Annotated in this window: 19 protein-coding genes and 1 tRNA gene; 19 read left to right on the top strand and 1 reads right to left on the bottom strand. The window is 64.5% G+C overall.

What is annotated here, in order from left to right; all coding sequences use genetic code 11:
* Positions 1-119 precede the first annotated feature (119 nt).
* From ACQS5P_RS16950 to gcvP, 4 genes are all read left to right on the top strand, one after another.
* Positions 120-4,139, top strand: coding sequence for a beta strand repeat-containing protein (locus ACQS5P_RS16950; protein WP_428937803.1), 4,020 nt, complete (start codon positions 120-122; stop codon positions 4,137-4,139).
* Positions 4,140-4,379: 240 nt separating this feature from the next.
* A complete protein-coding gene (gcvT, locus tag ACQS5P_RS16945; RefSeq protein ID WP_428937802.1) occupies positions 4,380-5,477 on the top strand; it encodes a glycine cleavage system aminomethyltransferase GcvT in 1,098 nt (365 codons plus the stop codon).
* A gap of 95 nt (positions 5,478-5,572) precedes the next feature.
* Positions 5,573-5,953 (top strand): glycine cleavage system protein GcvH, encoded by a 381-nt coding sequence (gcvH, locus tag ACQS5P_RS16940; protein WP_428937801.1) that lies wholly within the window; start codon positions 5,573-5,575, stop codon positions 5,951-5,953.
* A 23-nt stretch (positions 5,954-5,976) separates the two neighbouring features.
* Complete coding sequence (gene gcvP / locus ACQS5P_RS16935; protein WP_428937800.1) at positions 5,977-8,913, top strand: aminomethyl-transferring glycine dehydrogenase; 2,937 nt, start codon at positions 5,977-5,979, stop codon at positions 8,911-8,913.
* A gap of 16 nt (positions 8,914-8,929) precedes the next feature.
* On the opposite strand, the gene ACQS5P_RS16930 is transcribed toward gcvP, so the two are convergent.
* The gene (locus ACQS5P_RS16930; RefSeq protein ID WP_428937799.1) at positions 8,930-9,736 is read right to left on the bottom strand and encodes a hypothetical protein; all 807 of its coding nucleotides are present in this window, start codon (positions 9,734-9,736) and stop codon (positions 8,930-8,932) included.
* A gap of 237 nt (positions 9,737-9,973) precedes the next feature.
* On the opposite strand from ACQS5P_RS16930, the gene ACQS5P_RS16925 reads away from it, so the two are divergent.
* The 15 genes from ACQS5P_RS16925 (at position 9,974) to ACQS5P_RS16855 (ending at position 22,809) form a co-directional block, all read left to right on the top strand.
* Positions 9,974-10,531, top strand: a complete 558-nt coding sequence (locus ACQS5P_RS16925; protein WP_428937798.1) for a TlpA family protein disulfide reductase — start codon at positions 9,974-9,976, stop codon at positions 10,529-10,531.
* A gap of 136 nt (positions 10,532-10,667) precedes the next feature.
* On the top strand, positions 10,668-11,246 hold the full coding sequence (locus ACQS5P_RS16920; RefSeq protein ID WP_428941037.1) for a TlpA family protein disulfide reductase: 579 nt from the start codon (positions 10,668-10,670) through the stop codon (positions 11,244-11,246).
* Positions 11,247-11,368: 122 nt separating this feature from the next.
* A tRNA-Gly gene (locus ACQS5P_RS16915) sits at positions 11,369-11,440 on the top strand.
* A 138-nt stretch (positions 11,441-11,578) separates the two neighbouring features.
* The gene (locus ACQS5P_RS16910; RefSeq protein WP_428937797.1) at positions 11,579-12,868 is read left to right on the top strand and encodes a tyrosine-type recombinase/integrase; all 1,290 of its coding nucleotides are present in this window, start codon (positions 11,579-11,581) and stop codon (positions 12,866-12,868) included.
* Between the two features lie 177 nt (positions 12,869-13,045).
* Positions 13,046-13,372 (top strand): DUF1580 domain-containing protein, encoded by a 327-nt coding sequence (locus ACQS5P_RS16905; RefSeq protein ID WP_428937796.1) that lies wholly within the window; start codon positions 13,046-13,048, stop codon positions 13,370-13,372.
* Between the two features lie 17 nt (positions 13,373-13,389).
* Positions 13,390-13,572: a hypothetical protein gene (locus ACQS5P_RS16900; RefSeq protein ID WP_428937795.1), complete on the top strand. Its 183-nt coding sequence runs from the start codon at positions 13,390-13,392 to the stop codon at positions 13,570-13,572.
* Complete coding sequence (locus ACQS5P_RS16895) at positions 13,566-14,528, top strand: RecB family exonuclease (protein ID WP_428937794.1); 963 nt, start codon at positions 13,566-13,568, stop codon at positions 14,526-14,528. Before ACQS5P_RS16900 ends, ACQS5P_RS16895 begins: the two co-directional genes overlap by 7 nt.
* Before the next feature lie 29 nt (positions 14,529-14,557).
* A complete protein-coding gene (locus ACQS5P_RS16890; RefSeq protein WP_428937793.1) occupies positions 14,558-15,391 on the top strand; it encodes an ATP-binding protein in 834 nt (277 codons plus the stop codon).
* Positions 15,381-16,136 carry a hypothetical protein gene (locus ACQS5P_RS16885; RefSeq protein ID WP_428937792.1) on the top strand — a complete coding sequence of 252 codons (756 nt, stop codon included), beginning with the start codon at positions 15,381-15,383 and terminating at the stop codon, positions 16,134-16,136. The genes ACQS5P_RS16890 and ACQS5P_RS16885 overlap by 11 nt, the downstream gene beginning before the upstream one ends.
* A gap of 15 nt (positions 16,137-16,151) precedes the next feature.
* Positions 16,152-17,711 carry a DEAD/DEAH box helicase gene (locus ACQS5P_RS16880; RefSeq protein ID WP_428937791.1) on the top strand — a complete coding sequence of 520 codons (1,560 nt, stop codon included), beginning with the start codon at positions 16,152-16,154 and terminating at the stop codon, positions 17,709-17,711.
* The gene (locus ACQS5P_RS16875; protein ID WP_428937790.1) at positions 17,708-18,052 is read left to right on the top strand and encodes a hypothetical protein; all 345 of its coding nucleotides are present in this window, start codon (positions 17,708-17,710) and stop codon (positions 18,050-18,052) included. The genes ACQS5P_RS16880 and ACQS5P_RS16875 overlap by 4 nt, the downstream gene beginning before the upstream one ends.
* A gap of 156 nt (positions 18,053-18,208) precedes the next feature.
* Positions 18,209-20,506, top strand: coding sequence for a phage/plasmid primase, P4 family (locus tag ACQS5P_RS16870; protein ID WP_428937789.1), 2,298 nt, complete (start codon positions 18,209-18,211; stop codon positions 20,504-20,506).
* 424 nt (positions 20,507-20,930) lie between these two features.
* Positions 20,931-21,575, top strand: a complete 645-nt coding sequence (locus tag ACQS5P_RS16865) for a hypothetical protein (protein ID WP_428937788.1) — start codon at positions 20,931-20,933, stop codon at positions 21,573-21,575.
* A complete protein-coding gene (locus ACQS5P_RS16860) occupies positions 21,572-22,105 on the top strand; it encodes a DNA N-6-adenine-methyltransferase (protein WP_428937787.1) in 534 nt (177 codons plus the stop codon). Before ACQS5P_RS16865 ends, ACQS5P_RS16860 begins: the two co-directional genes overlap by 4 nt.
* The gene (locus tag ACQS5P_RS16855) at positions 22,102-22,809 is read left to right on the top strand and encodes a hypothetical protein (RefSeq protein ID WP_428937786.1); all 708 of its coding nucleotides are present in this window, start codon (positions 22,102-22,104) and stop codon (positions 22,807-22,809) included. Before ACQS5P_RS16860 ends, ACQS5P_RS16855 begins: the two co-directional genes overlap by 4 nt.
* Positions 22,810-22,825 lie beyond the last annotated feature (16 nt).

The raw sequence follows: 22,825 nt of genomic DNA, 5'->3' as shown, positions 1-22,825 counted from the left end.
CCAGCCGCCTTGGCTCGTTCAATCGTTCGTACTTTTCCGGGGCACAGTCGCATCTCTGGCATTTCCTGTTCCTTTGTGTCTGTTCACACAACTGTTGGGAGCCACTTTGGGAGAGTCTTATGCGCAACAAGCGTCTCGTAATCAATGGAGCCGTGGCGGCAACGCTGCTCGGCGTATATGGAATTGACACCGGCAGCAGCTACGGCGCTGCCCGCAACGATCGCGTCAACCGCTTCAGCACGTCCGAGCTGTTTACGCGGTCCGGCGCGAGCTTCGACTGGGCCAGCGGCGGCGGGTTCGGACTTTCGGGCGACAGCGGTGTGCTCGGCGGCCGCGCCAGCGGCGTGTGGATCGGCCCGCCTCTGAATCCCCATGCCGATCCCCAGACCAGCCCGCTGAGCGCCCTGTGGAGCGTGGGATCGCACTGGAGCAGCGGCACTGTCCCCAACGGCCCGGCCGACGTGGCAACCTTCAACGAAAACGGCGACTTGTTCGGCTGGAGGCCGTTTCTGGATGGACCGCTCACTTTGGCGGGCATCACCAACAACAACGAGGCCGGAACTGACATCATCAGCCTGCCCTCGGCTGGCACGCAGGTCATCACCACTGGCACCGGCGGACTGGCGTACAACGCCAACGTCATGACCTTCAACCTCTCGTTGGGCAGCAACAAGTTCTTCACTGCCGGCGAGATCATCGACGCATCTCTGGCCGGGTCGGGCGCGTTTATTAAGAATGGCCCCGGCGACGTGTGGCTGACGCGAAGCTCAACGCATACCGGAGGGGTGACGGTCAACGGCGGACGCGTGACCGTCCGCGGCGCAGCGGTCATCACCGTCAACGGCGTGGCCAGGCCAAACGCCGTCTTCGATGAAACCGTCCTTGGCGCAGCCAGCGCCACGCTGACACTCAACGGCGGCGGGCTGTTCATGCGCCAGGATCTTCCTGGTCAACCAGGGTACACCTTCAACCGCCCGATCGTGATCGGTCCCAACGGCGGAACCATCGCCTTCAACGGCGCCGCCAGCCCCGAATTCTTCGGCGACATTTCCGGAAGCGGCAAGCTTCGGCTTGGCGAAGGCGGCGACAGCTTTTTCCACGTGCCCATGAGCTACACCGGCGAAACCATCATCGACAACTACGACTTCCACACGCTGATCGAAGATGGCGCGATGGCCAACAGCTCGATGATCCGCAACATGGGCCGGCTGGATCTGGTGAACGCTTTCAGCAACGGGAATGTGAATCGCATCGGCGACAGTGCCCCGGTCTACCTGTACGGTTCGGAAATCCAGATGGGCGGCGCCAGCGGATTCGATGCCATGGAAGACATCGGCACGATCGCCATGCGGCACGGCATGAACGTGCTGACCGTGATCACCAACGGTCCGACGCAGACGACCCTGGCCGCCGACGCCATCACCCGCGAGAACCGCTCGACAGTGCTGATCCGTGGGCGGAATCTGGGCTCGCCAACCGCCGGCACGGAACGCAGCCAGATCACACTGACCAACGCGCCAACACTGGTGAGCGGGCTGGTGCCGTGGGCCTACGGCGTGGGCGTGGACAGCGCCACTGCCGCCGAGGATGTCGGCTACGGCACCGCGGTCCCCGTCACGTATGATGTTGACGGGCTGCGACCGCTGCGCACGACGGAAATGACCACTTCGCTGGCCGCGGGCGGAAACGTGTTGCTCAGCAGCTCCGCCAGCCACACCGGAACGATCAATTCGCTGACGCTCTCCAACACCGGCGGCGCGGTGAATGTCGGCGCCGGCAGCCTGGCGGTTACCAGCGGAGTGATCATCGACAATACCTCAGGAAACAGCATCGCCGCCAACCTCAACTTCGGCTCGGCCGAGGGCGTGATCCACACCGTCACCAACGCGGCCACGATCAGCAATGCGGCCGGTGACATCCTCTCGATCCCCGGATTGACGATTTCCGGGGTGATCTCGGGAACCAACGGACTGACCAAAAGCGGTCATGGCGATCTGATCCTGACCGGCGCCAACACCTACACCGGTCAAACCACCATCGCCAACGGGCGCATCGTGATCAGCTCCAACGTGGTCGCCGGTTCGCCCGGCCCGCTGGGCGCAGACACCTCGCCGATCGTCTTCTCCACCGCCGGGCAGACCGGCGCGGACTTCCAGGGCTTTGAGCAGGCACTGATCAACGGCAGCGGCGGATCGATCCTGATCGCCCGCGACATCCAGATCGTCGGGCAGACCCCTGCCGGCATCACCGCACGCATCGGCGGCTTCTCCGGCACGAGCACCACCGTGATCACCGGCAACATCAACATCGGCGGCACCGGGCCGCAGGATGTTACCGGCAACAACACCGTGTTGACGCTCGGCACCGGAACGGTGGACGTCCACGGCGTGATCTCCGGCCAGGGACGGCTCAATGACGACGGGAACGCCAACACCATCATCCTCCGCAACGCCAACACCTACACTGGCGGAACGGAGATCGGAAACTTCAACTGGTTCTACACCGGCACCCCTGCGTCCACCTATTACCTGGGCAACAGCGCCGCGTTCGGCACGGGCGAAGTGGACCTGATGAACCACGTCCGCTTCCGCGTCCTGGGCGGTGGCAGCCTGACCATCGGCAACGCCTTCCGCTCGTTCCTCAACGCCTCGCAGGTGATCTTCGACCAAGCGGGCGATAACTTCACCTTCACCGGCCCGTGGGATCTGAACCTCCAGATCGCCGGCATCAACGTCGGCACGACCAACACGGTCGACTTTGCCGGACCTGTCAGCAACGGCACCATCATCAAGCTGGGTGCCGGAACGCTGTTCCTGTCGGCGGCCAACTCGATCACTGGCGCGATTCAGCTTGGCAACCCGGGCAGCGCCACGTCGCCGATCACCCCGGGTGGCGTGATTGTAGCGCGGCATCCGGCAGCACTGGACGCCGGCGGGATCGTCAACAATAACACCACCGTCCTGCCCGGCAGCACGCTGGTGTTCGACGGGTCCAACGGCAACATCAACTCCGCGGACCTGTTCACCGTGGGCACGGGAGGCGCCGGCACCTTCGGCGCGGCTCTGCACAGCGCCATCGGCAACAACACCATCGGCAGCATCAACATCCAGCGCTTCACCAGCGCCGGGTCGCTGACAGCAGCGGAAACGACCGTGAGCGTGGCGGGCGGATCGACGCTCAACGCCGGAAATGTCATCGACTTCACCGGTCCGGTCGTGGCCGGTACCCCAGGATCTCCGGGCATCCCCGCCACTCGCGGACTGGGTTCGGCAACGTTGAACAAGACCGGCGCGGGCGTGCTGGCGATCAACACCATCTACAACGGGCGCGTCGTCGCCGGGACCCAGTTGCCCTTCAACGGCGGCGGAACGCTGGGCACGGTCACGCAGTTGACCAAGAGTCCGATCAATGCGGTCAACGTGGCCGGCGGAACGCTGCGGATCACCACCGGCGCCACCGCCAATGATCCGACCAAGACCATCGTCACCACCAACCTCTCGGTCGCGACCGGCGCCAGGCTCGACCTGAACAACTCGAGCATGGTCGTCACCGCAGGGACCCTCTCGACCATCACCGCACAGGTCAAGTCGGCCCTGGAGAATGGCGGGAACTTCGACTGGCTTGGGCCGGGCATCGGCTCGACACAGGCCAACGTTCAGAACACCACCGCCGGCAGCTTCCTGTACGGCTTGGGCGTCGTGCTGAATGACCTGGCTCAGGTTGGCGGCAGCGGGCCGATCTACACCAACTTCGCCGGCGCCAGCGGGCTGACCGAAAGCGCCGTCCTGGTGAAGTTCACCTACTTCGGGGATGCGGATCTTTCCGGCAGCATCGACGCGACGGACTACTCGCTGATCGACAACGGGTATGTCAACACGTTGACCGGCTGGATCAACGGAGACTTTGACTACTCGGGTGTGATCGACGCGACGGACTATGCCCTGATCGACAACGCGTACGTCAACCAGGCTGGTCCGCTTGCGGATGCTTTGATCGCACAGCACTCGCAGCAGTTTGGCGGGGAGTATGTGGCGGCGTTGCGGGCGGTGCAGTCGGGCGTGGTTCCCGAGCCGGCGACGATGGGCCTGTTGCTCGGCGCGGCTTGGTCGCTTCAGCGGCCACGGCGCCGCCGTGCCTGAGGTCGTCCCAGCAAGGAATCGGCAGCGGCGAAAGTCGCGGCTCTGATTGTCCGCCCCGGGTCTGGCTCGACCACCGAGCCGAGATCCGGGGCGGTGCCTTGCGCATGCGCCATGCCCCGCTTGTCGGTTGTTGATCTCCATACGACGGTTGCTTGCGGTCTTTGAGATCCACAATCGGCAGTCCCGCAGTCGGTCCACACCTTGACGCCCCTGCACTGCGCCGATAGTGTCGGCCTTCGCATGCTCAAGCACACGCCGTTCTACGATTTCCACGTCACGGCCGGCGCCCGGCTCGTCGATTTCGCGGGATGGGCCATGCCGCTGATGTATCGCTCGATCGTGGAAGAACATGTGCATACCCGTACCAGCGGGAGCATCTTCGACGTTTCACACATGGGCCGGCTGTACTTTTCCGGCCGGGACGTGGTGAAGTTCCTGGATCGCGTGCTGACGCGCAACATCAGCGAACAGCGGGTGGGGCAGAGCCGCTATTCGCTGATCTGCAATGAATCCGGCGGGGTGCTGGATGACGTGATCGTCAGCCGCGACACGAAGAACTGGCTGATCGTCTGCAATGCCGCCAATCGCGACAAGCTCGTGAAGTACTTCCATCAGGTTCGACACGATCTGGATCTGGATTTTGACATTTCGGATCAGACCGAAGCCACGGCCATGGTCGCGATTCAAGGCCCCAAAGTGATCGACCGGGTTGCCGATCTGCTTTCCGGCATCGACGTTCGCGGGATGAAGCGTTACACGTTCGTGACCGACAGCGTGATGCTGATGAAGTTCACGCTGTTTCGCAGCGGATACACCGGAGAGGACGGGGTGGAGATGATCCTGCCGGCCAAGGCGGCGGCGATGGCGATGAAGATGCTGGGCGGGAAGTTCGACCGGCCGGACGCGACGATCAAGCCCGCCGGATTGGGCGCCCGCGATACGCTGCGGCTGGAGGCGGGGCTGCCCCTGTACGGCCACGAACTGAGCGAGAGCATCGACCCGATCTCAGCGGGGCTGGGCTGGGCAGTGGACTTGAACAAGGACTTCGTCGGCGTCGATGCGCTGCGGGTGATCAGCCAGAAAGGCCCGGCACGAAGGCTCGTCGGGCTGGAACTGGAAGGCAGGCGGATCGCCCGGCAGGGCACGCCCATCCGCAGCGGCGAAAAGATCGTCGGCGAAGTCACCAGCGGCACCCTCAGCCCGACTCTGGGCAAGAGCATCGCCATGGCTTACGTCGATTCGAACTACGCCACCGAAGGAACGCAACTACAGGCCGACTTGAAAGGCACGCTCAATCCCGCGAAGGTGGTGAAGCTGCCGTTCTATAGAAGAACCTGACCCAACCCGCAGATGGACCCGTATCGATGCAGGCTGGAAATTGACGCAGATTGCGATCGATCCTGTCCACCTGAGGCTTGAAATCCGAGGAGCTCATGTCTGTTCCGAACGATCGAACGTATCTCCAGACGCACGAGTGGCACAAGCTGGAAGGCGACGTGGTGACGATCGGCATCACCAAATTCGCCGCCGATGAGCTGACCGACATCACCTACGTTGCGCTGCCGAAGGTGGGCCAGCAGATTACCGCCGGCTCGCGATGGGGCGAAATCGAATCGGTCAAGGCCACGGCCGATCTGTACAGCGGCGTGAGCGGCACGGTGGTGGCGGTGAACGAAGCGCTGGTCTCCAATCCGGGCCTGGTGAACAGCGACCCGTATGACAAGGGCTGGATGATCAAGGTCAAGCCGACGGATCCGCAACAGGTCCAGTCGCTGCTCAGCGCCGAGCAGTACCTGAAGAAAACCGGCCACTGATCCCCGCGACTGCCTGCACCTCGATGACGACGAACATGCCAGAGTCACAGACCAAGCCAGTCGCCACCCTGGCCAACGATGCCGACTTCATCTGGCGCCACATCGGCCCGCGCGAGCAGGATGTGCGGCAGATGCTTGCCCTGCTGGGCGTCGGCTCACTGGATGAGCTGATCGAACAGACGGTGCCGCCGTCCATACGGATGAACAGGCCGCTGGATCTGCCCCCGCCCGTCAGTGAATTCAGAGCCTTAAATGAGCTGCGCGCCATTGCAACGAAGAACAGGATCTGCCGCTCATTCATCGGACAGGGGTATTACGACACGATCACCCCGCCGGTGATCCTGCGCAACATCCTTGAGAATCCCGGCTGGTACACGCAGTACACGCCCTATCAGGCGGAGATATCCCAGGGGCGACTGGAGGCGCTGCTGAACTTCCAGACGATGGTGGCGGACCTGACCGGGTTGCCGCTGGCCAACGCGTCGCTGCTGGACGAAGCCACCGCGGCCGCGGAAGCGATGGCGATGTGTCATGCGATTGTGGGAGATGCAGCCAATCGCAGGGTGTTCCTCGTCGCCGATGACTGCCATCCCCAGACGATCGCGGTCGTAAGAACGCGGGCCAGGTCGCTGGGATATGAGCTTGACGTCTGCCCCATCGCAGATCGCAAGTCGCAAATCGCAAATGCCTTCGGCATTCTGCTTCAGTATCCCACCACCGACGGCCGGATTGTCGATTACACCGATGTCATTGAAGAGGCCCACAAACACGGCGCGCTGGTGGTGATGGCCACCGACCTGCTGGCGATGACGCTGATCAGGCCGCCAGGCGAGCTCGGAGCCGACATCGCGGTGGGTAGCTCGCAGCGATTCGGGGTGCCAATGGGCTTCGGCGGGCCACACGCCGCGTTCATGGCCACAAGACAGGAATACGTCCGCAGGATGCCCGGGCGAATCGTCGGCGTCTCCAAAGACGCCCACGGCAACATCGCCTATCGACTGGCCCTGCAAACCCGCGAGCAGCACATTCGCCGCGAAAAAGCCACGAGCAACATCTGCACCGCCCAGGTTCTGCCCGCGATCATGGCCAGCATGTACGCCGTCTATCACGGACCACAGGGACTGAAGCGCATTGCCCAACGCGTGCATCGCATGGCTGTGCTGCTGGCGGAGTTGCTGCGGGAACTGGGACATGAGCTGCCCGGCGGATCGTCGTTTTTCGATACGCTGCGCGTGCGACCCGTGGGCATTGACGCGCAAACCGTCATCGAGCGTGCCGCGGCGCACGGCTACAACCTGCGCGATTTCCGCGACGGCACGATCGGAATCTCCTGCGATGAAACCACCGACCTGGACGACATAGACTCAATTGTCCGAGATGCATTTGGCTCTGAACCTCGGACAGGCGCCGATCCGGCCCGGATCACCGATCGGCCACTGCGAATCGCCAACCGCCAATCGCCGTTCCTCACCCACCCCGTGTTCAACAGCTACCACAGCGAAACCGAGATGCTGCGGTACATCTTCAGGCTCCAGTCGCGAGATCTCTCGCTGGCGCAGAGCATGATCCCGCTTGGCTCGTGCACGATGAAGCTCAACGCCACCAGCGAGATGCTCCCGATCACCTGGCCGGAGTTTGCGCGAATTCATCCCTATGCGCCGCCGGAGCAGACGCAGGGATATCAGATCCTCTTCGAGCAGCTTGAAAAGTGGCTGGCGGAGATCACCGGTTTTGAAGCGATCTCGCTCCAGCCCAACGCGGGCTCGCAGGGCGAGTACGCGGGGCTGCTGGCGATTCGCGGCTATCACGAGTCGCGAGGCGAAGCCCACCGCGATGTCTGCCTGATCCCCACCAGCGCCCATGGCACAAACCCCGCCAGCGCCGTCATTGCCGGCTTCAAGGTCGTCGCCGTCGGCTGCGATGCCCAGGGGAACATCGACATCGAGGACCTGAATCGCAAGGCCGAGGCACACAAGGATCGGCTCGGCGCGCTGATGGTCACGTATCCCAGCACGCACGGCGTATTCGAGGAGGGCATCCGCGAGATCTGCCAGATCATGCATCGCCACGGCGGGCAGGTCTACCTCGACGGCGCCAACATGAACGCGATGGTCGGCATCTGCCGCCCCGGCGACATCGGCGCCGACGTCTGCCACCTCAACCTGCACAAGACGTTCTGCATCCCCCACGGCGGCGGCGGGCCGGGAATGGGACCGATCGGGGTCGCCAAGCACCTGGTGCCGTTTCTGCCGGGCGACCCGCTGGGGCAATCCCGAATCTCCAATCCCAAATCTGAAGTCGCAAATCGCAAATCGCAAATCGCAAATCCCGCAGGCCCCGTCTCTGCCGCCGCCTATGGCTCGGCCTCCATCCTGCCCATCTCCTGGATGTACATCCGCATGATGGGCGAGTGCGGGCTGAAGCTGGCCAGCCAGATCGCCATCCTCAACGCCAACTACATGGCCAGGCGTCTCGACGGCCACTACGAGCAGCTCTACAAGGGCCGCAACGGTCGTGTGGCGCATGAGTTCATCGTGGATTGCTCGACGTTCCAGAAGACCTGCGGCGTCACTGTCGAGGATATCGCCAAGCGACTGATGGACTACGGCTTTCATGCCCCGACGATGAGCTGGCCGGAACCGGGAACCCTGATGATCGAGCCGACGGAAAGCGAGCCCAAGGCCGAGCTGGACCGCCTGTGCGACGCCCTGATCCGCATACGTCAGGAGATCGCCGCGATCGAGTCCGGACAACTGGATCGTGCCGATAACCCTCTGAAGCACGCGCCGCACACCGCGCCCGCGATAGCGGCGGACAACTGGCCGCACAAATACTCCCGCGAGCAGGCGGCGTATCCGGCGCCGTGGCTGCGCGAGTACAAGTTCTGGCCACACGTCGCCCGCATCGACAACCCCTACGGCGATCGGAATCTGTTCTGCACCTGCGTGCCCGTCAAATAGTGGACGCGAAACACCGTCAAGCCTCCACCAATTCTCGATCCAGCACCTGGTCCATCGAAATCCCGTTCGGCTTCATCGCCCGGCGGCGCTTGGCGAAGAACGCATCGATCTCCGCCGGCCACGGATCCAACGCCAGTCGATACCGCGCGATCCCGGCCGCCGATTCCTGATAGGGCTTCACCAGCGCAGCCAGCTCATCCCAGGGCACCTTCGCCGCATCGCAGTCCTCCTCCTCGATATTGATCGGAACCAGCACCGCATCGACCTGCGGCAGGAGAATCGGACAATGCGGCGGCCAGACCGCGACGCTGATCGCCTGGTTCCTCTCTTCGATCGCGAAGATCCCCGGTACGAAGATATCCCCCTCTTCAAACTCGTCCTCCGCTGGACGGCTGTAGTTCCAATCCCAGACCTCGCGGATGCGCCTGGCCGGCCAGGTATAGACCCGATCCATGTCTTTGGCCATCACCTTGCAGGCGAAACCATTGCCTTCATTCCAGTTCCGCAAAAACGTCTGGGTATCGAACGAGCCGCCAGATCCCAGCTCGCCCGATTCGTCGCTTGCTGCGGCGCCTGTGGCCCTGGCGAACGCCCCCAGCTCGATCGCCGCTTCCAGCCCAAAAACGTGCGGACGATAGAAGTTCAGATTGAAGCTGACCACCCCGTCCTCGGGCGCATCGAAGATGAAGTAGACGCCGGTATTCTCGTTCTGATAGATCGCCTGCCCGTTGGCCACTTCATAATTCCGACGCTGACGGAAGTAGGCGGCGAACGACTTCTTGTTGAATCCCGCGCCCACGTCAAAGCTGAGGTCATAGCTCATGCAAGCTCCTGTTGATGGGTCGCATTGTCGCCTGCCAGGTCGCATTCCGCCAACAAATCTTCCCCGATTCGCCAAAAGCCAGGCCACCCGCGAGCATTGCGGGAAATCCTCACCCGCGGCAACTTTTGGGGTTTTGGCGGGTCTATGATAGATATCGGCAGAGGCGTTGCGGTCGCGGCGGCGAGCGTCGCCCGACATGCGACGCCTGCAACCATTCCACCACTTTGGGAGGATCCCATGAACACTCGCCGTCGCTATTTCGTCGGGTTTGCAGTGCTGGCCTGCGCCGTCGCGCTGGCCGGTTGGTCCATCGCCCTGGCGCAGGACAGAAGCGCCGATACCCAGTCTCTCAAGGGCAAGCCCGCGCCGGACTTTTCGCTCCAGACTCTGGATGGCAAGACCGTCACGCTCTCCGAGCAGAAGGGCAGCGTCGTGCTGCTGGACTTCTGGGCGACCTGGTGCGGACCCTGCGTTGCCGCCCTTCCCCACGTGCAGCAGATCAGCGCCGATAAGGCCCTGGCCGAACGCGGCCTGAAGGTCTGGGCAGTCAACGCACGCGAAAAGAACGAGCAGGTCGAGAAGTTCATCAAGCAGAACAACTACACCTTTACCGTGCCGATGGACGCCGACGGGAAGGTGCTGCAACAGTACCTGGTTCGCGGCATCCCAACCCAGGTGATCGTCGGACGCGACGGCACGATCAAGAACGTGTTCATCGGCTTCGGCGGCGAGGAAAGCGTAAAACGCCTGCACGATGCGATCGAGGCGGCGCTGAAGGAAGGCGGCACCACCTGATCGAGCCGCTCGCCGTGATTGATCAAGCTCGCATCAACAGGCCTGGCCCGCCGCCACGGCAGCGACGGGCCAGGCCCACTGCCTCCCATTCAACCGACAATTGACCACAACGAGTAAAGGAGTGATTCGCTTGCGGATGACACTGATCACGACAACGGTAGCCGCTGTAGTGGCGATGCTGGTCTTTCCCGCCGCGGCGGAGGAACCCGACGCCAGCAGGAACGCGCCGGCCACGATGCCGGCAAAGGCCTTCGGGCCGGCGCTGGTCGGCCAGCCAGCGCCGCAGTTCACCGCCACAACCCTCGACGGCCAGATAGTCAATCTCGCCGACGAAAAGGGCAACGTGGTTCTCATGGATTTCTGGGCAACGTGGTGCGGCCCGTGCAGGAAATCCCTGCCTCACGTCCAGGCCATGAGCACGGACCCGGAGTTGCGCTCGCGCGGATTGAAAGTCTGGGCCGTCAACTGCACCCGGCTCGGCAAGGAAACGGAGGAAAAGGCCCGCGACTACGTCAAGAACGAGGGCTTCACGTTCACCGTTCCGCTTGATGCCGAGGGCCTGGCGACCAAAAACTTCGGCATCAACCTGATCCCCGTAACACTGATCGTCGGCCGCGACGGCGTGGTGCGCGACATGATCGTCGGCTTTGGCGAGCAAACGCCCGAAAAAATTCGCCAGGCGGTTCAGTCCGCCCTGGATCAACCGCCGCCCTGACGCAACGGGCGACTCGCACCCAGGGCCAGCTTCAATCCGGCCCATGGTTGAAGTCTGTCGGGGCAGTGTGTAGCATTAAGCAATCCATTGGCCGCAGGACTGTAACGCGGCCTACCGAGGTTGCGGGCGTAATTCAGTGGCAGAATGCAGCCTTCCCAAGGCTGACGTCGTGGGTTCGAATCCCATCGCCCGCTGTATCCGCAAGTTACGTGGGCGCCGTGTGTAGCGGCGCACCTCCTGTCCCAGGGCATGACCGTAACCTGAGTCAAAACGCGCGTAGTACTACTGCTTCTGCCCGTGCTCCGCGCCGCCTTGGATCCAGGAGACGCGCCGTGACCACCCGCATCCCCGCCCTGCGGCTTCACAAGGCCACGGGTCAGGCGTACGTCGTCATCAACAAAAAGGCCCTGTACCTCGGCCGGCACGACGACCCGCGGACCCGCAACAAATACGACCGCATGATCGCCCAGTGGCTGGCGGCCGGCAGGCAGTTGCCCGTCCCGCCCTGCGAGCTGACTGTGGCGGAACTTCTCGCCCGCTTTTTCGCCTGGGCCATTTCCCACTACTGCCCCGGCGGTGCCGAGCCCGATTACGAGATCCAGAAATACCGCCGCGCCACCCGACACCTGCGTCAGCTCTACGGCGACACCCGCGCTTGCGAGTTTGGACCGCTGGCGCTGCAGGCGGTGCGCCAGCAGATGATCGACGCCGGCTGGTGCCGACGCAGCGTGAACCTGATGCTCAGCCGCGTCAAGGCGGTCTTCCGCTGGGGCGTGGCTCAGCAACTGCTGCCTTCGAACATCTTCCACGGGCTGCAAGCGGTGACCGGATTGCGATACGGGCGGACCACCGCGCGCGAAAGCGATCCGGTGCGCGGCGTGCCGCTGGAGCAGGTCCAGGCGGTCAGACCGTTTCTGAGCCGGCAGGTCCGGGCACTGGTGGACCTGCAACTGCTGACCGGCGCCCGCGGCGGGGAACTGCTCAAGCTTCGCCCCGGCGACATCGACCGCTCGCGGGCGATCTGGACCTACCGCCCGCAGAAGCACAAGACAGCGCTGCACGGAAAGATCCGCACGATCTACTTCGGACCCAAGGCGCAGGCGGTGCTCACTCCGTTCCTGCTGCGTCCCGACGATCGCTGCCTGTTCAGTCCCGCCGAAGCCGAGCACGAGCGGCGGCAGATGCTGCATCAGGTCCGCAAGACGCCGCTGTCATGCGGAAATCGACCTGGCAGCAACCTCAGGAAGCGCCCGCAGCGCAGACCCGGCGACTACTACACTCCCAAAACCTACGCCCGTGCCATCGAGCGAGCTTGCGATCGCGCGTTTGCTCTGCCGCAGCATCTGGCGCCGGGGCTCAACGAGCAAGGCAAGCCGGAGACCCGAAAGCAGTATCTGGCCCGGCTGACCGCCGAGCAGAAGCAGCAGATCAAGGCGTTTCGCAAGGCCCACCGCTGGCATCCGCACCAGCTGCGTCATAGCGCCGCGACCATGATCCGCCGCGAATTCGGTTTGGAGGCGGCGCAACTTGCGCTGGGCCACTCCAGTGCCCAGCTCACCGATGCCGTCTACGCCGAGCGCGACCTGGCCAAAGTCGAGCAGGTGATGATGCGAATCGGCTGAACCTGCCACGCCAGCATCTGGTGCATTCCCAGGCAACGGCCCGGAATCGGCCAACACGACTGCAAGCCCTTTTCGTCTGTGCGCGGCCCTTGCGCGCCCCTTAGGCGGCCCTTGCGCGCCCCCAAGCCGCGAAAAAACGTGCGATGCTCCGAACCGTCACGACGGAGGTGCAATCGCATGATCGACATCGAGACCGAGACAGTCCTGACGCTGGCGGAGGCCACCAGGCTTGTGCCCCGCTGCAACGGCAGGCGGCCGTCCATTCCGACGTTGTGGCGATGGTGCCGCAGGGGCATCAAGGGAGTGCGGCTGGAGTACATCCGCGTCGGCCGCAACATCGCCACGAGCAAGCAGGCGATCAGCCGCTTCTTCCAGACGTTGGCTGCGGCGGACAAGCCCATGGTCGGCGACGAGCCAACGCCGCGCCCGCCCGGGTCTGCCCAGGCCATCCGCCAAGCCTCCATCGCCGAGGCGAACCGGTTCCTGGACCGGATCGGGGTTTGAGTTTCACGAGGCGCCGGATGCAGCAGCACGATCACAACCCCCGCCTTGATCGTGTCGGCCAGAGCGATGGCGCTGGCGACATGACGTACGGCGGCCGGGACAGAGCACCCGGACCCAACGAAGGCGCCATCGCCGGCTGGGTCATCATCGTCCTCTTCTACTTCATCGCCGGAGTGCTGCTCGGAGCCTGGCTATGGTGAACCGAAAGCTCCAGCTTCTCACCTCGTCGCGCCTGGCGACGCTGCGGACGTGCCCGCGTAAGCACTACTACCGCTACGAACTGGGCCTGAGCCGCGTGCGATCGGCGGAGGCGCTGCGCTTCGGCGGCGCGTACCACGCGGGACTGGAAGCACACAACCGCGGCGCGGATGACGCGACGGCGATGGCCCGGGCGACGGCTGGCTACGAGCAGGTCCCGCAGTGGGCGGACCCCGTTGAGTGGGCGGTCCAGCGCCAAACGCTCCGCCAGCTCCTCGCCGGCCACTTCTGGCGATACAGCAACGATGATCTTCAGGTCGTCGCCGTCGAGCAGGTCTTCCAGACGCCGCTGATCAATCCCGGCAGCGGACATGCCAGTCGCATCTTCCTGCTCGCCGGGAAGATCGACGCCATTGTCAAGCTGCCCGACGGGCGCCTGGCCGTGCTGGAGTACAAGACCGCCGGCGAGGACATCGCAACTGACAGCAACTACTGGCTGCGTCTGCGGTGCGACGGCCAGATCAGCCAATATGTGCTGGGCGCCCGGGCGCTGGGGTTCGACGTTTCTACAGTCATTTACGATGTCACGCGCAAACCCACGATCCGCCTGCGCAAGGACGAGACGCCGCAGCAGTACGGCCAGCGCCTGCTCGGCGACATTGGCCAGCGGCCCGACTGCTACTTCGCCCGGCGCGAAGTGCCGCGACTGGAAGACGAGCTTGCGGAGTACCGCCTGGAGCTGTGGCAGCAGGCGGCGCAGCTTCGCCACGCCCAGCGCGCCGACCGCTGGTTCCGCAATGTCGGGCGGATGACCTGCCCGTACTGCCCCTACGCCGATCTGTGCCTGAACTGCATGCACGTCAAGGTCGATGCACCGCCGGTGGGATACGAAATCCTGAGCGACGTGCATCCCGAACTTCAGACCGGAGGCGAGGCCTCCCAAGGAGACTGCCTGTGACTTGGCTACCGACCAGACCGTCGCCGGCGATGCCGCGCACACGCGCCAGCAACCACGAGCCGCCAACGCGCCAGCGCACCGCCGTTGCGTTCGGCCCCATTTCCGACGGCAACGGCCATCGCATCGTCCTGTTCGGCCCCGGCGGCATCGGCAAGACGACGCTTGCGGCCACGGCGCCCGGACCCGTGGCGTTCTTCGATCTGGACGACTCGCTGCCACGCCTCAAGCAGCAGCTCGCCGATGCGCCGGCGAAGCTGGACCTGCGCCCCGTCAGCGGCATCCGAACCTGGCAGAACATCCGCGACGCCCTGCATGCCGATGGCTGGGACGGCATCAGGACCATCGTCATCGACAGCGCCACCCGCGCCGAGGAGCTGGCCGTCGAACACACGCTGGCGAGCGTGCCCCACGAGAAGGGCCAGCGCGTGCAGCGCATCGAGGACTATGGCTTTGGCAAGGGCTACAGCCACGTCTACGACACATTCCTCACGCTGCTGGGGGATCTGGACCAGCACACCCGCGCCGGCCTGCACGTGATCCTGATCTGTCACGACTGCACCGCGTCGGTTCCCAACCCCGACGGCGAGGACTGGATTCGCTACGAGCCTCGCTTGCAGTCGCCGGCGTCGGGCAAGTCGTCCATTCGCCTGCGCGTGCGCGAGTGGGCCGATCACGTGCTGTTCGTCGGCTACGACGTGGCGGTCAAGGACGGCAAAGGCTCGGGCAGCGGAAGTCGCACGATCTATCCCAACGAGCTGCCCCACTGCATGGCCAAGAGCCGCACGCTCAGTCAGCCCCTTCCGCTATCGAAGTTCGACTCGACCCTCTGGACCAACCTTTTGGGAGACAACCATGTTGCCTGACCGCGAAGGACGATTCAAAGCAACCATCCTGGAGCACGGCGTCGCCGAGACAGGACCGAACAACCTGGCGACGTTCGTCTGCCAGTTCGGCCTGATACAGGAACTGGTCAACGGCGAGTGGATCGCCACAGATCAGGACCTGGCGATCAGCGGCTACTTCTACCTGGAGAAGAAGGACGGCTCGATCAACACGGTGACGCTGGACCAGCTCAAGTCCGCCTTCGGCTGGGATGGCCGGGACCCGCTGTGGCTCCAGGACGCCGACTTCAGCCAGCTCGTCGTGCAGGTCAAGCTGGAGTTCGAGCAGTACGACGGCAAGCAGCGACTGAAGGTGCGCTACGTCGACGCCGAAGATGCCATGCCCGCGGGCGTGCCCAGGGCGGACGACAACGCGCGGCGGACGCTGAGCGCGCGCCTGGGCTCCAGGCTCCGCGCCCTGGCTGGCGGGACGCCAGCGCCTGCGCCCAAGCCCGCCGGCAAGCCCACCGCCACACCTGCACCGCCGACAGCGTCGAAGCCCGCGCCCAAGGTGCCGACAGCCGCGCCAGCGAGGACTGCCACGATGCAGCAGGCGTGGCAGGCGTTCGCAAAGGAATGCCCCAGGGGCTGGGAACAGAAGGACATCGAGCAGGAGTGGTTCAGGGTACTCGGCGAGCTGTTCCCCAACACGCAGCTCGACGCCTTCACGCCCCAGCAGTGGGCGATCGCCCTGGAGCAGGCCCCATCAAGGATCGTCCCGATCTGAAATGTAAAGCGGAACATGCACGCCACGAGCAGCAAGCACACGCTGCGCGACTACCAGCGTCGCGCCGTGGAACGTGTTCGGTGCGCCTTGGATCGCAGGCCGATCCTGGTGGCTCCTACGGGCAGTGGCAAGACGGTGATGGCAACCGCCCTGGTCGAGCAGTGGTCAAAGCCGACGCTTTGGCTGGCTCACCGAAAGGAGTTGATCGACCAGGCGGCCCATCGCCTGCGAGCCCACGGCCTGTCCGTCGGCATCATCATGGCCGGCCACGCGCCTGAGCCAGCGGCACAGGTCCAGGTCGCATCGGTGCAGACACTGGCGCGGCGGGACAAGCCGCACGCGGAGCTGATCGTCATCGATGAGTGCCATCATGCGACGGCACAAACGTATGGCGAGATCCTCGATTGCTACCCCGATGCGCATCGAGTCGGCCTGACGGCAACGCCGTTTCGACTGGACGGCAGAGGCCTGGGCGATCTGTTCGGTGAGCTGGTGGTCGCCGCCACGACGAAGGATCTGTGCGACAGTGGCATCCTGCACGCGCCCAAAGTGTGGTGCTCGAAGTCTCCCGATCTCCGTGGCGTCAAAGTCATCGCCGGCGAATACAGCCTGGGCGCGCTGGCCAAGCGCACCAACACAACGGAACTGAACGCGGACGTCGTGGCGAGCTGGGTAAAGCGCGCCGAAGGGCGCCGTACCGTTGCGTTTGCCGTGGATGTCGAACACTCCCGGGCCATCGCTGCTGCGTTTGGATGTGCTGGCATCGCGGCTGAACACCTCGACGGCGCCACGCCCCGCGACCAGCGCGACGCGATTCTCGCGCGTTTGGCGTCGGGGCAGACACAGATCGTCTGCAACTGCATGGTGCTCACCGAGGGCTGGGATTTGCCGGCGCTGGAATGTGCGATCATCGCGCGACCCACGGCTTCGCTGAATCTTCACCTCCAGATGATCGGCCGGGTGATGCGCGCGTGCGACGGCAAGGACGGCGCGATCGTCCTCGACCACGCCGGCAATCATCACGTTCACGGGCTGGTCACGCGGCGGCTGGATTACTCGCTCGACGGTGATACCCGCGTCGGGCACGAGCAGCCGCTGGGCATCCGCCGCTGCCAGCAGTGCGGGTTGATGTTCGACACGCAGCTTCCAGCCTGCCCCGAGTGTGGATGGGTGCCGGTCGCTGCCGAGCGTGAACGACCAATCATTCATGGCGCTGGTGAACTGCATGAGTTCGACGACTCCAGCTTCGAGTACCGTCGCCAGGTGTGGAACCTGATCGAAGCCGAACGGATGGCGATGGGCTACCGCCAGGGCTGGAGCCTCTACCGCTTCCAGGAGCGCTTCGGCGTCATGCCGGTCCTGGCCAATGGCGAACTGATCGATCCGCATCACGCCACACAGGAACAGAAGCGATCCGTCTTTGAGCACCTGGCCGAAGTCGCCAGCACCAGGGGCTTCAACCCCGGATGGGCTTCTCACCGCTTCCGCGACCTGTTTGGTCACTGGCCCAGGGGCTTCGTGGGCGAGATGCGCGCCGTGCACATCAGCCGGCGATGGAACAAGAGAGTGTCATGACCGAGAAACAGATCCAAAACCTCATTTTGCTGACCTTCGGCACGCGCCACGACATGCGTCTGTGGCGTGCAAATGTCGGCATGGCCCGCATGGGCAGGCGTGTCGTGCGCTTCGGCGTGCCGGGGCAAGCGGACCTCAGCGGCATCCTTCCGGGCGGTATCCGCCTGGAGATCGAGGTCAAGACCAACTCCGGCCAGCAGACGCCGCAGCAGAAGAACTACCAGCGGATCATCGAGCGATTCGGGGGCGTGTACGTGCTGGCCCGCTGTGTCGATGACGTGTGGAACGCGATCGGGAGGTATCTGGGTGTCGCGACGGAAAACCACGACCGTGCCGCGTGAGCTGCGCATCTGCCTGCGATGCGGGACGGCGACGTTCGATCCGCACACGCGGGATGTCAGCGACTGGCTGGTGATCGACGGCCTCAACGCTTCGGACCATTGCCGAGCATGCTGGATGGAACTGTCAAAGACACGGGGACGAAGACTCGGCGAAACATGTCCGACGAGGCGCCAAAGCTGCGACGGCAGAGCATCGAGTGGTGCTACCAGCAACTGAGATGGTCCTTTGTTCCCCTCAACGGCAAGAAACCCAGGCAGCAACTCTGGCAGCAGCGGCCGCGCGAAACACTTGCAGAGGCGCTGCAATGGGCGCAGCTCGGCAACGTAGGGGTCCGCACCGGGCAGGCCAGCGGCGGCCTGGTCGTGATCGACGTTGACCCGGGCGGCGATGCCAGCGCCCTGGCATTGCCGCCAACCGTGACGGTCATCACCGGGAGCCAAGGCAGGCACTACTACTTCAGGAGCGACACGCCGCTGCGAAACTCCGCGGGCAGGCTCGCTGAGCACATCGATGTCCGTGGCGAGGGCGGACAGGTCGTGTTCGTCGGGTCGATCCATCCCGACACCAAGCGCCCGTACCAGTGGCTGGAGGGACATGAGCCGTGGAACATGGCGCTGGCGCCCCTGCCGACATCGATCCTGGATCGCCTCAAGCCCAAAGAAAGGGCGTTTCGCAGGCCGCGATCCGCGCGACGGCAGCTCGGCGAGAGTCGTCTGGCCGAGTTCATCCTGCGATCCGAAGTGCAGTCGGTCGTGCAGGCACCGGAAGGAACCCGCAATCAGACCCTTAACACCGCCGCGTTCACATTGGGCCGTCTGGTCGGCGGCGGACATCTGCGTCGCACGGACGTCGAAGCCGAACTGCGCGCTGCCGCAGTCGCGGCCGGTCTGGCTGAGCCGGAGATCGGGCGCACGATTGCTTCGGGCCTGGACGCCGGAATCAAAGATCCGCGGCAACTGGCCGATGAGGCATCTGCGCCCAGGGCTGCACGTTGCGGCAAACGACCGACTGCACGTGACGGCGACGATGCATCACCGGCGTCGGGGGCGATCCCCCTCGGCCAGCGGCACCCGGACACCGGACGGCTGGTCCTCTCGCCGCGTCGCACACTGCCCACCGCCCGCGCGTTCGTCGAGCAGTTCCATACCCACCCCGATGGCCGGACGATCCACTGCTACGCCGGCCTGTTCCTCGGATGGCGCGACAACCGCTATGTCGAGCTGGAAGACGAGTCTCTGCGTCACCGCCTCCAGCCCTGGCTGCACGATGCACTGCGCTACGTCGTCAACCGACAGACGGGCGAGCCGGAACTGGTGGACTTTGACTCCAACCCCGGCACGGTCAACGCGGCACTGGATTCGATCCGCAGCTACGTGCATCTTCCCGCCACAGTCTCGATGCCCTCCTGGCTTGAGGGCCACGCCGCGCCTTGTGACGCGCGGGAAGTGCTGCCATGCCGCACGATGAACCTGCACATTCCCACTGGCCAGGTGATGCCGGCGACCCCAGCCCTGTTCGCCGGCAATGCGCTGGACTTTGACTATGACCCCGCCGCCGCAGCACCGCGAACGTGGATCCAGTTCCTAAAGCAGCTCTGGGGTTTGGACATCCAGCAGATCCACACGCTTCAGGAATGGTTCGGCTACTGCCTCACCGCCGACACGTCACAGCAGAAGATCCTGCTGATCATCGGCCCCAGGCGATCCGGCAAGGGAACGATCGGACGAGTGCTCACACGTCTCGTCGGCGGCTGCAACGTCGTCGGCCCGACCACTGCCAGCCTCGCCGGCGCCTTCGGGCTTCAACCGCTGATCGGCAAGAGCCTGGCCATTGTCTCCGACGCCCGTTTCAGTGGCGACAGCATCGCGATCGTGGTCGAGCGACTGCTGTGCATCAGTGGCGAGGACATGCTGACGATCGACCGCAAGTTCCTGCCCGCCGTCAGCATGAAGCTGCCCACACGGTTGATGCTCTTGACCAATGAGCTTCCCCGCATGAGCGACGCCAGCGGCGCTTTGGCCGGGCGGTTCATCGTCCTGCGGCTGAGCGAGAGCTTCTACGGCCGTGAAGACACAAAATTGACCGAGCGGCTGACCGCGGAGCTGCCCGGCATCCTGCTGTGGGCCATCGAGGGTTGGAAGCGTCTGCGCGAGCGGGGTCATTTCATTCAGCCCCAAAGCGTCTCCGATGCCGTGCAGGAGATGGAAGACTTGACCAGCCCGGTCGCCGCGTTCGTCCGCGAGCGCTGTCGCGTGGGCGCAGGCGAGCGCTGTTACGTCAGCGAGCTGTACGCAGCGTGGAAGACCTGGTGTCAGTCGAGCGGCCGGGATCATCCAGGAACGGTTCAGACTTTCAGCCGTGACCTGCTTGCGGCCGTGCCGGGACTGCGGACTCGACGGAACAACGACTACGGGCGCTTTTACGAGGGAATCAGCCATGCACCAGGTCTGTAGCGCGCAAGTGCCGCCAGGTGCCGCGATCAATGCCGCGATCGGAATGAGCATCGCGGCACTGTGCGGCATTGTACCACAGGCACTTACGTTCAGGTGCCGCGATGTGCCGCGGTGTTCGGCAACCACGCGCGCGTCACGGGCGCGCGCGCACGCGCACGCGCGAAACGTCGGGAACAAACAATAGGAAGTGTCGCGGCACTTCGCGGCACCGCGCGGCACTCGCCACGCCGTCGCCTGGCACGCCGTTTCGCCCGCTCGCTCGCCCTTGCAGTCGTTGCGTCGCGTTGCTGCTGCTCGCCTGCCTGCCGCCGTCGAGTCCGTGTTGTTTTGGGTCCTCCCTGTGTCGATGCCTGTTTCACACTCCGACGGGAACACCTCGGAGGGTCACTAATCTTTCTTTTCCGCCGAATCGGAGGGTTCTGTCATGAGGAATCTGCGTTTGGAATGGATCGAGGCCGGGTCGCTGTCGGAAAACCCTGCCAACTGGCGGCGTCACTCGCCGGAGCAGTTGCAGTCGATCAAAGACCTGCTGCAAGACCCGGAGATCGGCTGGGCCGGCGCGTGCCTCTACAACGAGCGAACCAAACGCCTGATCGACGGCCACGCGCGCAAGTCGGTCGCCGATCCGAAGACTCCCATCCCCGTGCTCGTCGGCAACTGGAGCGAGGACGCGGAGCGCAAGATCCTCGCCACGCTCGATCCTGTCGGCGCGATGGCGCAGGGCGACCCTGCCGCATACGCCGCGCTGGTCGAGGCCATCACCGCTGAGAGCCTATGGGTTCGCGATCTGCTGCACAACACGCAGGCGGGGCTGACGGCGCTGGAGCAGGAGCCGCAGGACACGGACGAGCCGTCGGCGGCCCTGCCCCAGATGCAGTGCCAGCCGTTCGAGCACCACGACTACATCATGCTGATCTTCCGCAACGAGCAGGACTTCCAGCAGGCGTGCGAGCGGCTGGGGATCCAGAAGGTGCAGATCACCTATCCGGGCGGCCGCACCAAGGTCGGCTTGGGCCGCGTCGTTGATGGCGCCAAGGCAATCCGCCTGCTTGCGGGGGACACGCCATGAGTCGGGGCACTGGGATTGGCGGACATCACCGCGGCCATCGCGGCGCAACGGATGAGTGGCTCACGCCGCCGGCGCTCATCGCAGCGCTGGGGCCGTTCGACCTCGACCCGTGCGCGCCCGTGCAGCGACCGTGGAACACCGCAGCCCGGCACTACACGGTCGAAGATGACGGCTTGCGCAAACGGTGGTTCGGTCGCGTGTGGCTCAACCCGCCTTACGGTCCGCAGGTGGGACGTTGGCTCAAGCGGCTGGCCGAGCACGGTGACGGCATGGCGCTGGTGTTCGCGCGGACAGAAACAGAAGCGTTCCAGCAATACGTGTGGGCGCGCGCCGATGCTGTGCTGTTCCTGTTCGGGCGGCTGCACTTCCACGATCCGAGCGGGCAGGTTGCCGCAAACAACGCCGGCGCGGGCTCTGTCCTGATCGCTTACGGCGCGGCGAATGCCGAGCGCCTCGAACGCTCCGCACTGGTCGGCAAGTTCATTCGGCTGAAGCCCCGGCAGATGGAAACACAGGAGGCTGCGTCATGAAGATCGTCATACCTTCCAAGGGCCGTGCATCTGTCATCAGTGACAAGGCGTTGCGCCTGTTCCCCGACGCCACCGTCTGCATCGGCGATGATGAACTCGAAGCGTACTCCCGCGTCACCTCGAACCTGCTGGTGCATCCGGCCAGCGTTGTCGGCATCGGGCCGCTGCGTCAGTGGGTGATGGATCACGTCGAAGACCGCTGCGTCGTCATGGTCGATGACGACGTGACGCACGTGTACAGCCAGGTGGGTTTCCACAAGCGCCGCATCGAAGACGCCGACACGGCTCGCGCCATCGTCGAGCGGTTAGCGATCCTCGCGGCCGACGCCGGCGTGCGCGTCTTCGGCTTCCAGCAGGCGGCACGGCCGCTGACATATGCAAATTTCCGCCCGTTCTCGCTGAACACCTGGGTCGGCGGGTTGGTCGGGATCATTGGCCGCGAGCTGCGTTACGACACATCTCTGCTGCTGCGGGCTGACATCGACTTTTGCCTCCAGTCGCTCGTGCATGACCGGATCGTCCTGGTGGACGGGCGTTACAGCTTCATCCACACGCGCTTCGCCGGCGCGGGCGGCAACGCGCAACAGCGCTCCGCCGAGCGGCACGAGCAGGAGATCCGCTACCTCAAGCGCAAGTGGGGACCGTACCTGGATGTCGTCCAGGCGAAAGGAACCACCCGACTGGTGGTGAGGGTGGTCCGATGAGACTCCACAAACGCAC

The sequence above is a fragment of the Fontivita pretiosa genome (genome assembly GCF_050410795.1).
GTDB lineage: Bacteria > Planctomycetota > Phycisphaerae > Tepidisphaerales > Tepidisphaeraceae > Fontivita > Fontivita pretiosa.
This window is presented reverse-complemented; position numbering and strand designations above follow the sequence as displayed.

Coding starts and splice junctions, on each gene's coding strand:
- ACQS5P_RS16870 (WP_428937789.1), top strand. CDS start 18,209: ATGTCCGACGAGGCGCCAAAGCTGCGACGGCAGAGCATCGAGTGGTGC.
- gcvH (WP_428937801.1), top strand. CDS start 5,573: ATGTCTGTTCCGAACGATCGAACGTATCTCCAGACGCACGAGTGGCAC.
- ACQS5P_RS16930 (WP_428937799.1), bottom strand. CDS start 9,736: ATGAGCTATGACCTCAGCTTTGACGTGGGCGCGGGATTCAACAAGAAG.
- ACQS5P_RS16890 (WP_428937793.1), top strand. CDS start 14,558: ATGCCGCGCACACGCGCCAGCAACCACGAGCCGCCAACGCGCCAGCGC.
- ACQS5P_RS16880 (WP_428937791.1), top strand. CDS start 16,152: ATGCACGCCACGAGCAGCAAGCACACGCTGCGCGACTACCAGCGTCGC.
- ACQS5P_RS16900 (WP_428937795.1), top strand. CDS start 13,390: ATGCAGCAGCACGATCACAACCCCCGCCTTGATCGTGTCGGCCAGAGC.
- ACQS5P_RS16895 (WP_428937794.1), top strand. CDS start 13,566: ATGGTGAACCGAAAGCTCCAGCTTCTCACCTCGTCGCGCCTGGCGACG.
- ACQS5P_RS16885 (WP_428937792.1), top strand. CDS start 15,381: ATGTTGCCTGACCGCGAAGGACGATTCAAAGCAACCATCCTGGAGCAC.
- ACQS5P_RS16905 (WP_428937796.1), top strand. CDS start 13,046: ATGATCGACATCGAGACCGAGACAGTCCTGACGCTGGCGGAGGCCACC.
- ACQS5P_RS16855 (WP_428937786.1), top strand. CDS start 22,102: ATGAAGATCGTCATACCTTCCAAGGGCCGTGCATCTGTCATCAGTGAC.
- gcvT (WP_428937802.1), top strand. CDS start 4,380: ATGCTCAAGCACACGCCGTTCTACGATTTCCACGTCACGGCCGGCGCC.
- ACQS5P_RS16950 (WP_428937803.1), top strand. CDS start 120: ATGCGCAACAAGCGTCTCGTAATCAATGGAGCCGTGGCGGCAACGCTG.
- ACQS5P_RS16865 (WP_428937788.1), top strand. CDS start 20,931: ATGAGGAATCTGCGTTTGGAATGGATCGAGGCCGGGTCGCTGTCGGAA.
- ACQS5P_RS16875 (WP_428937790.1), top strand. CDS start 17,708: ATGACCGAGAAACAGATCCAAAACCTCATTTTGCTGACCTTCGGCACG.
- ACQS5P_RS16925 (WP_428937798.1), top strand. CDS start 9,974: ATGAACACTCGCCGTCGCTATTTCGTCGGGTTTGCAGTGCTGGCCTGC.
- ACQS5P_RS16920 (WP_428941037.1), top strand. CDS start 10,668: ATGACACTGATCACGACAACGGTAGCCGCTGTAGTGGCGATGCTGGTC.
- ACQS5P_RS16860 (WP_428937787.1), top strand. CDS start 21,572: ATGAGTCGGGGCACTGGGATTGGCGGACATCACCGCGGCCATCGCGGC.
- gcvP (WP_428937800.1), top strand. CDS start 5,977: ATGACGACGAACATGCCAGAGTCACAGACCAAGCCAGTCGCCACCCTG.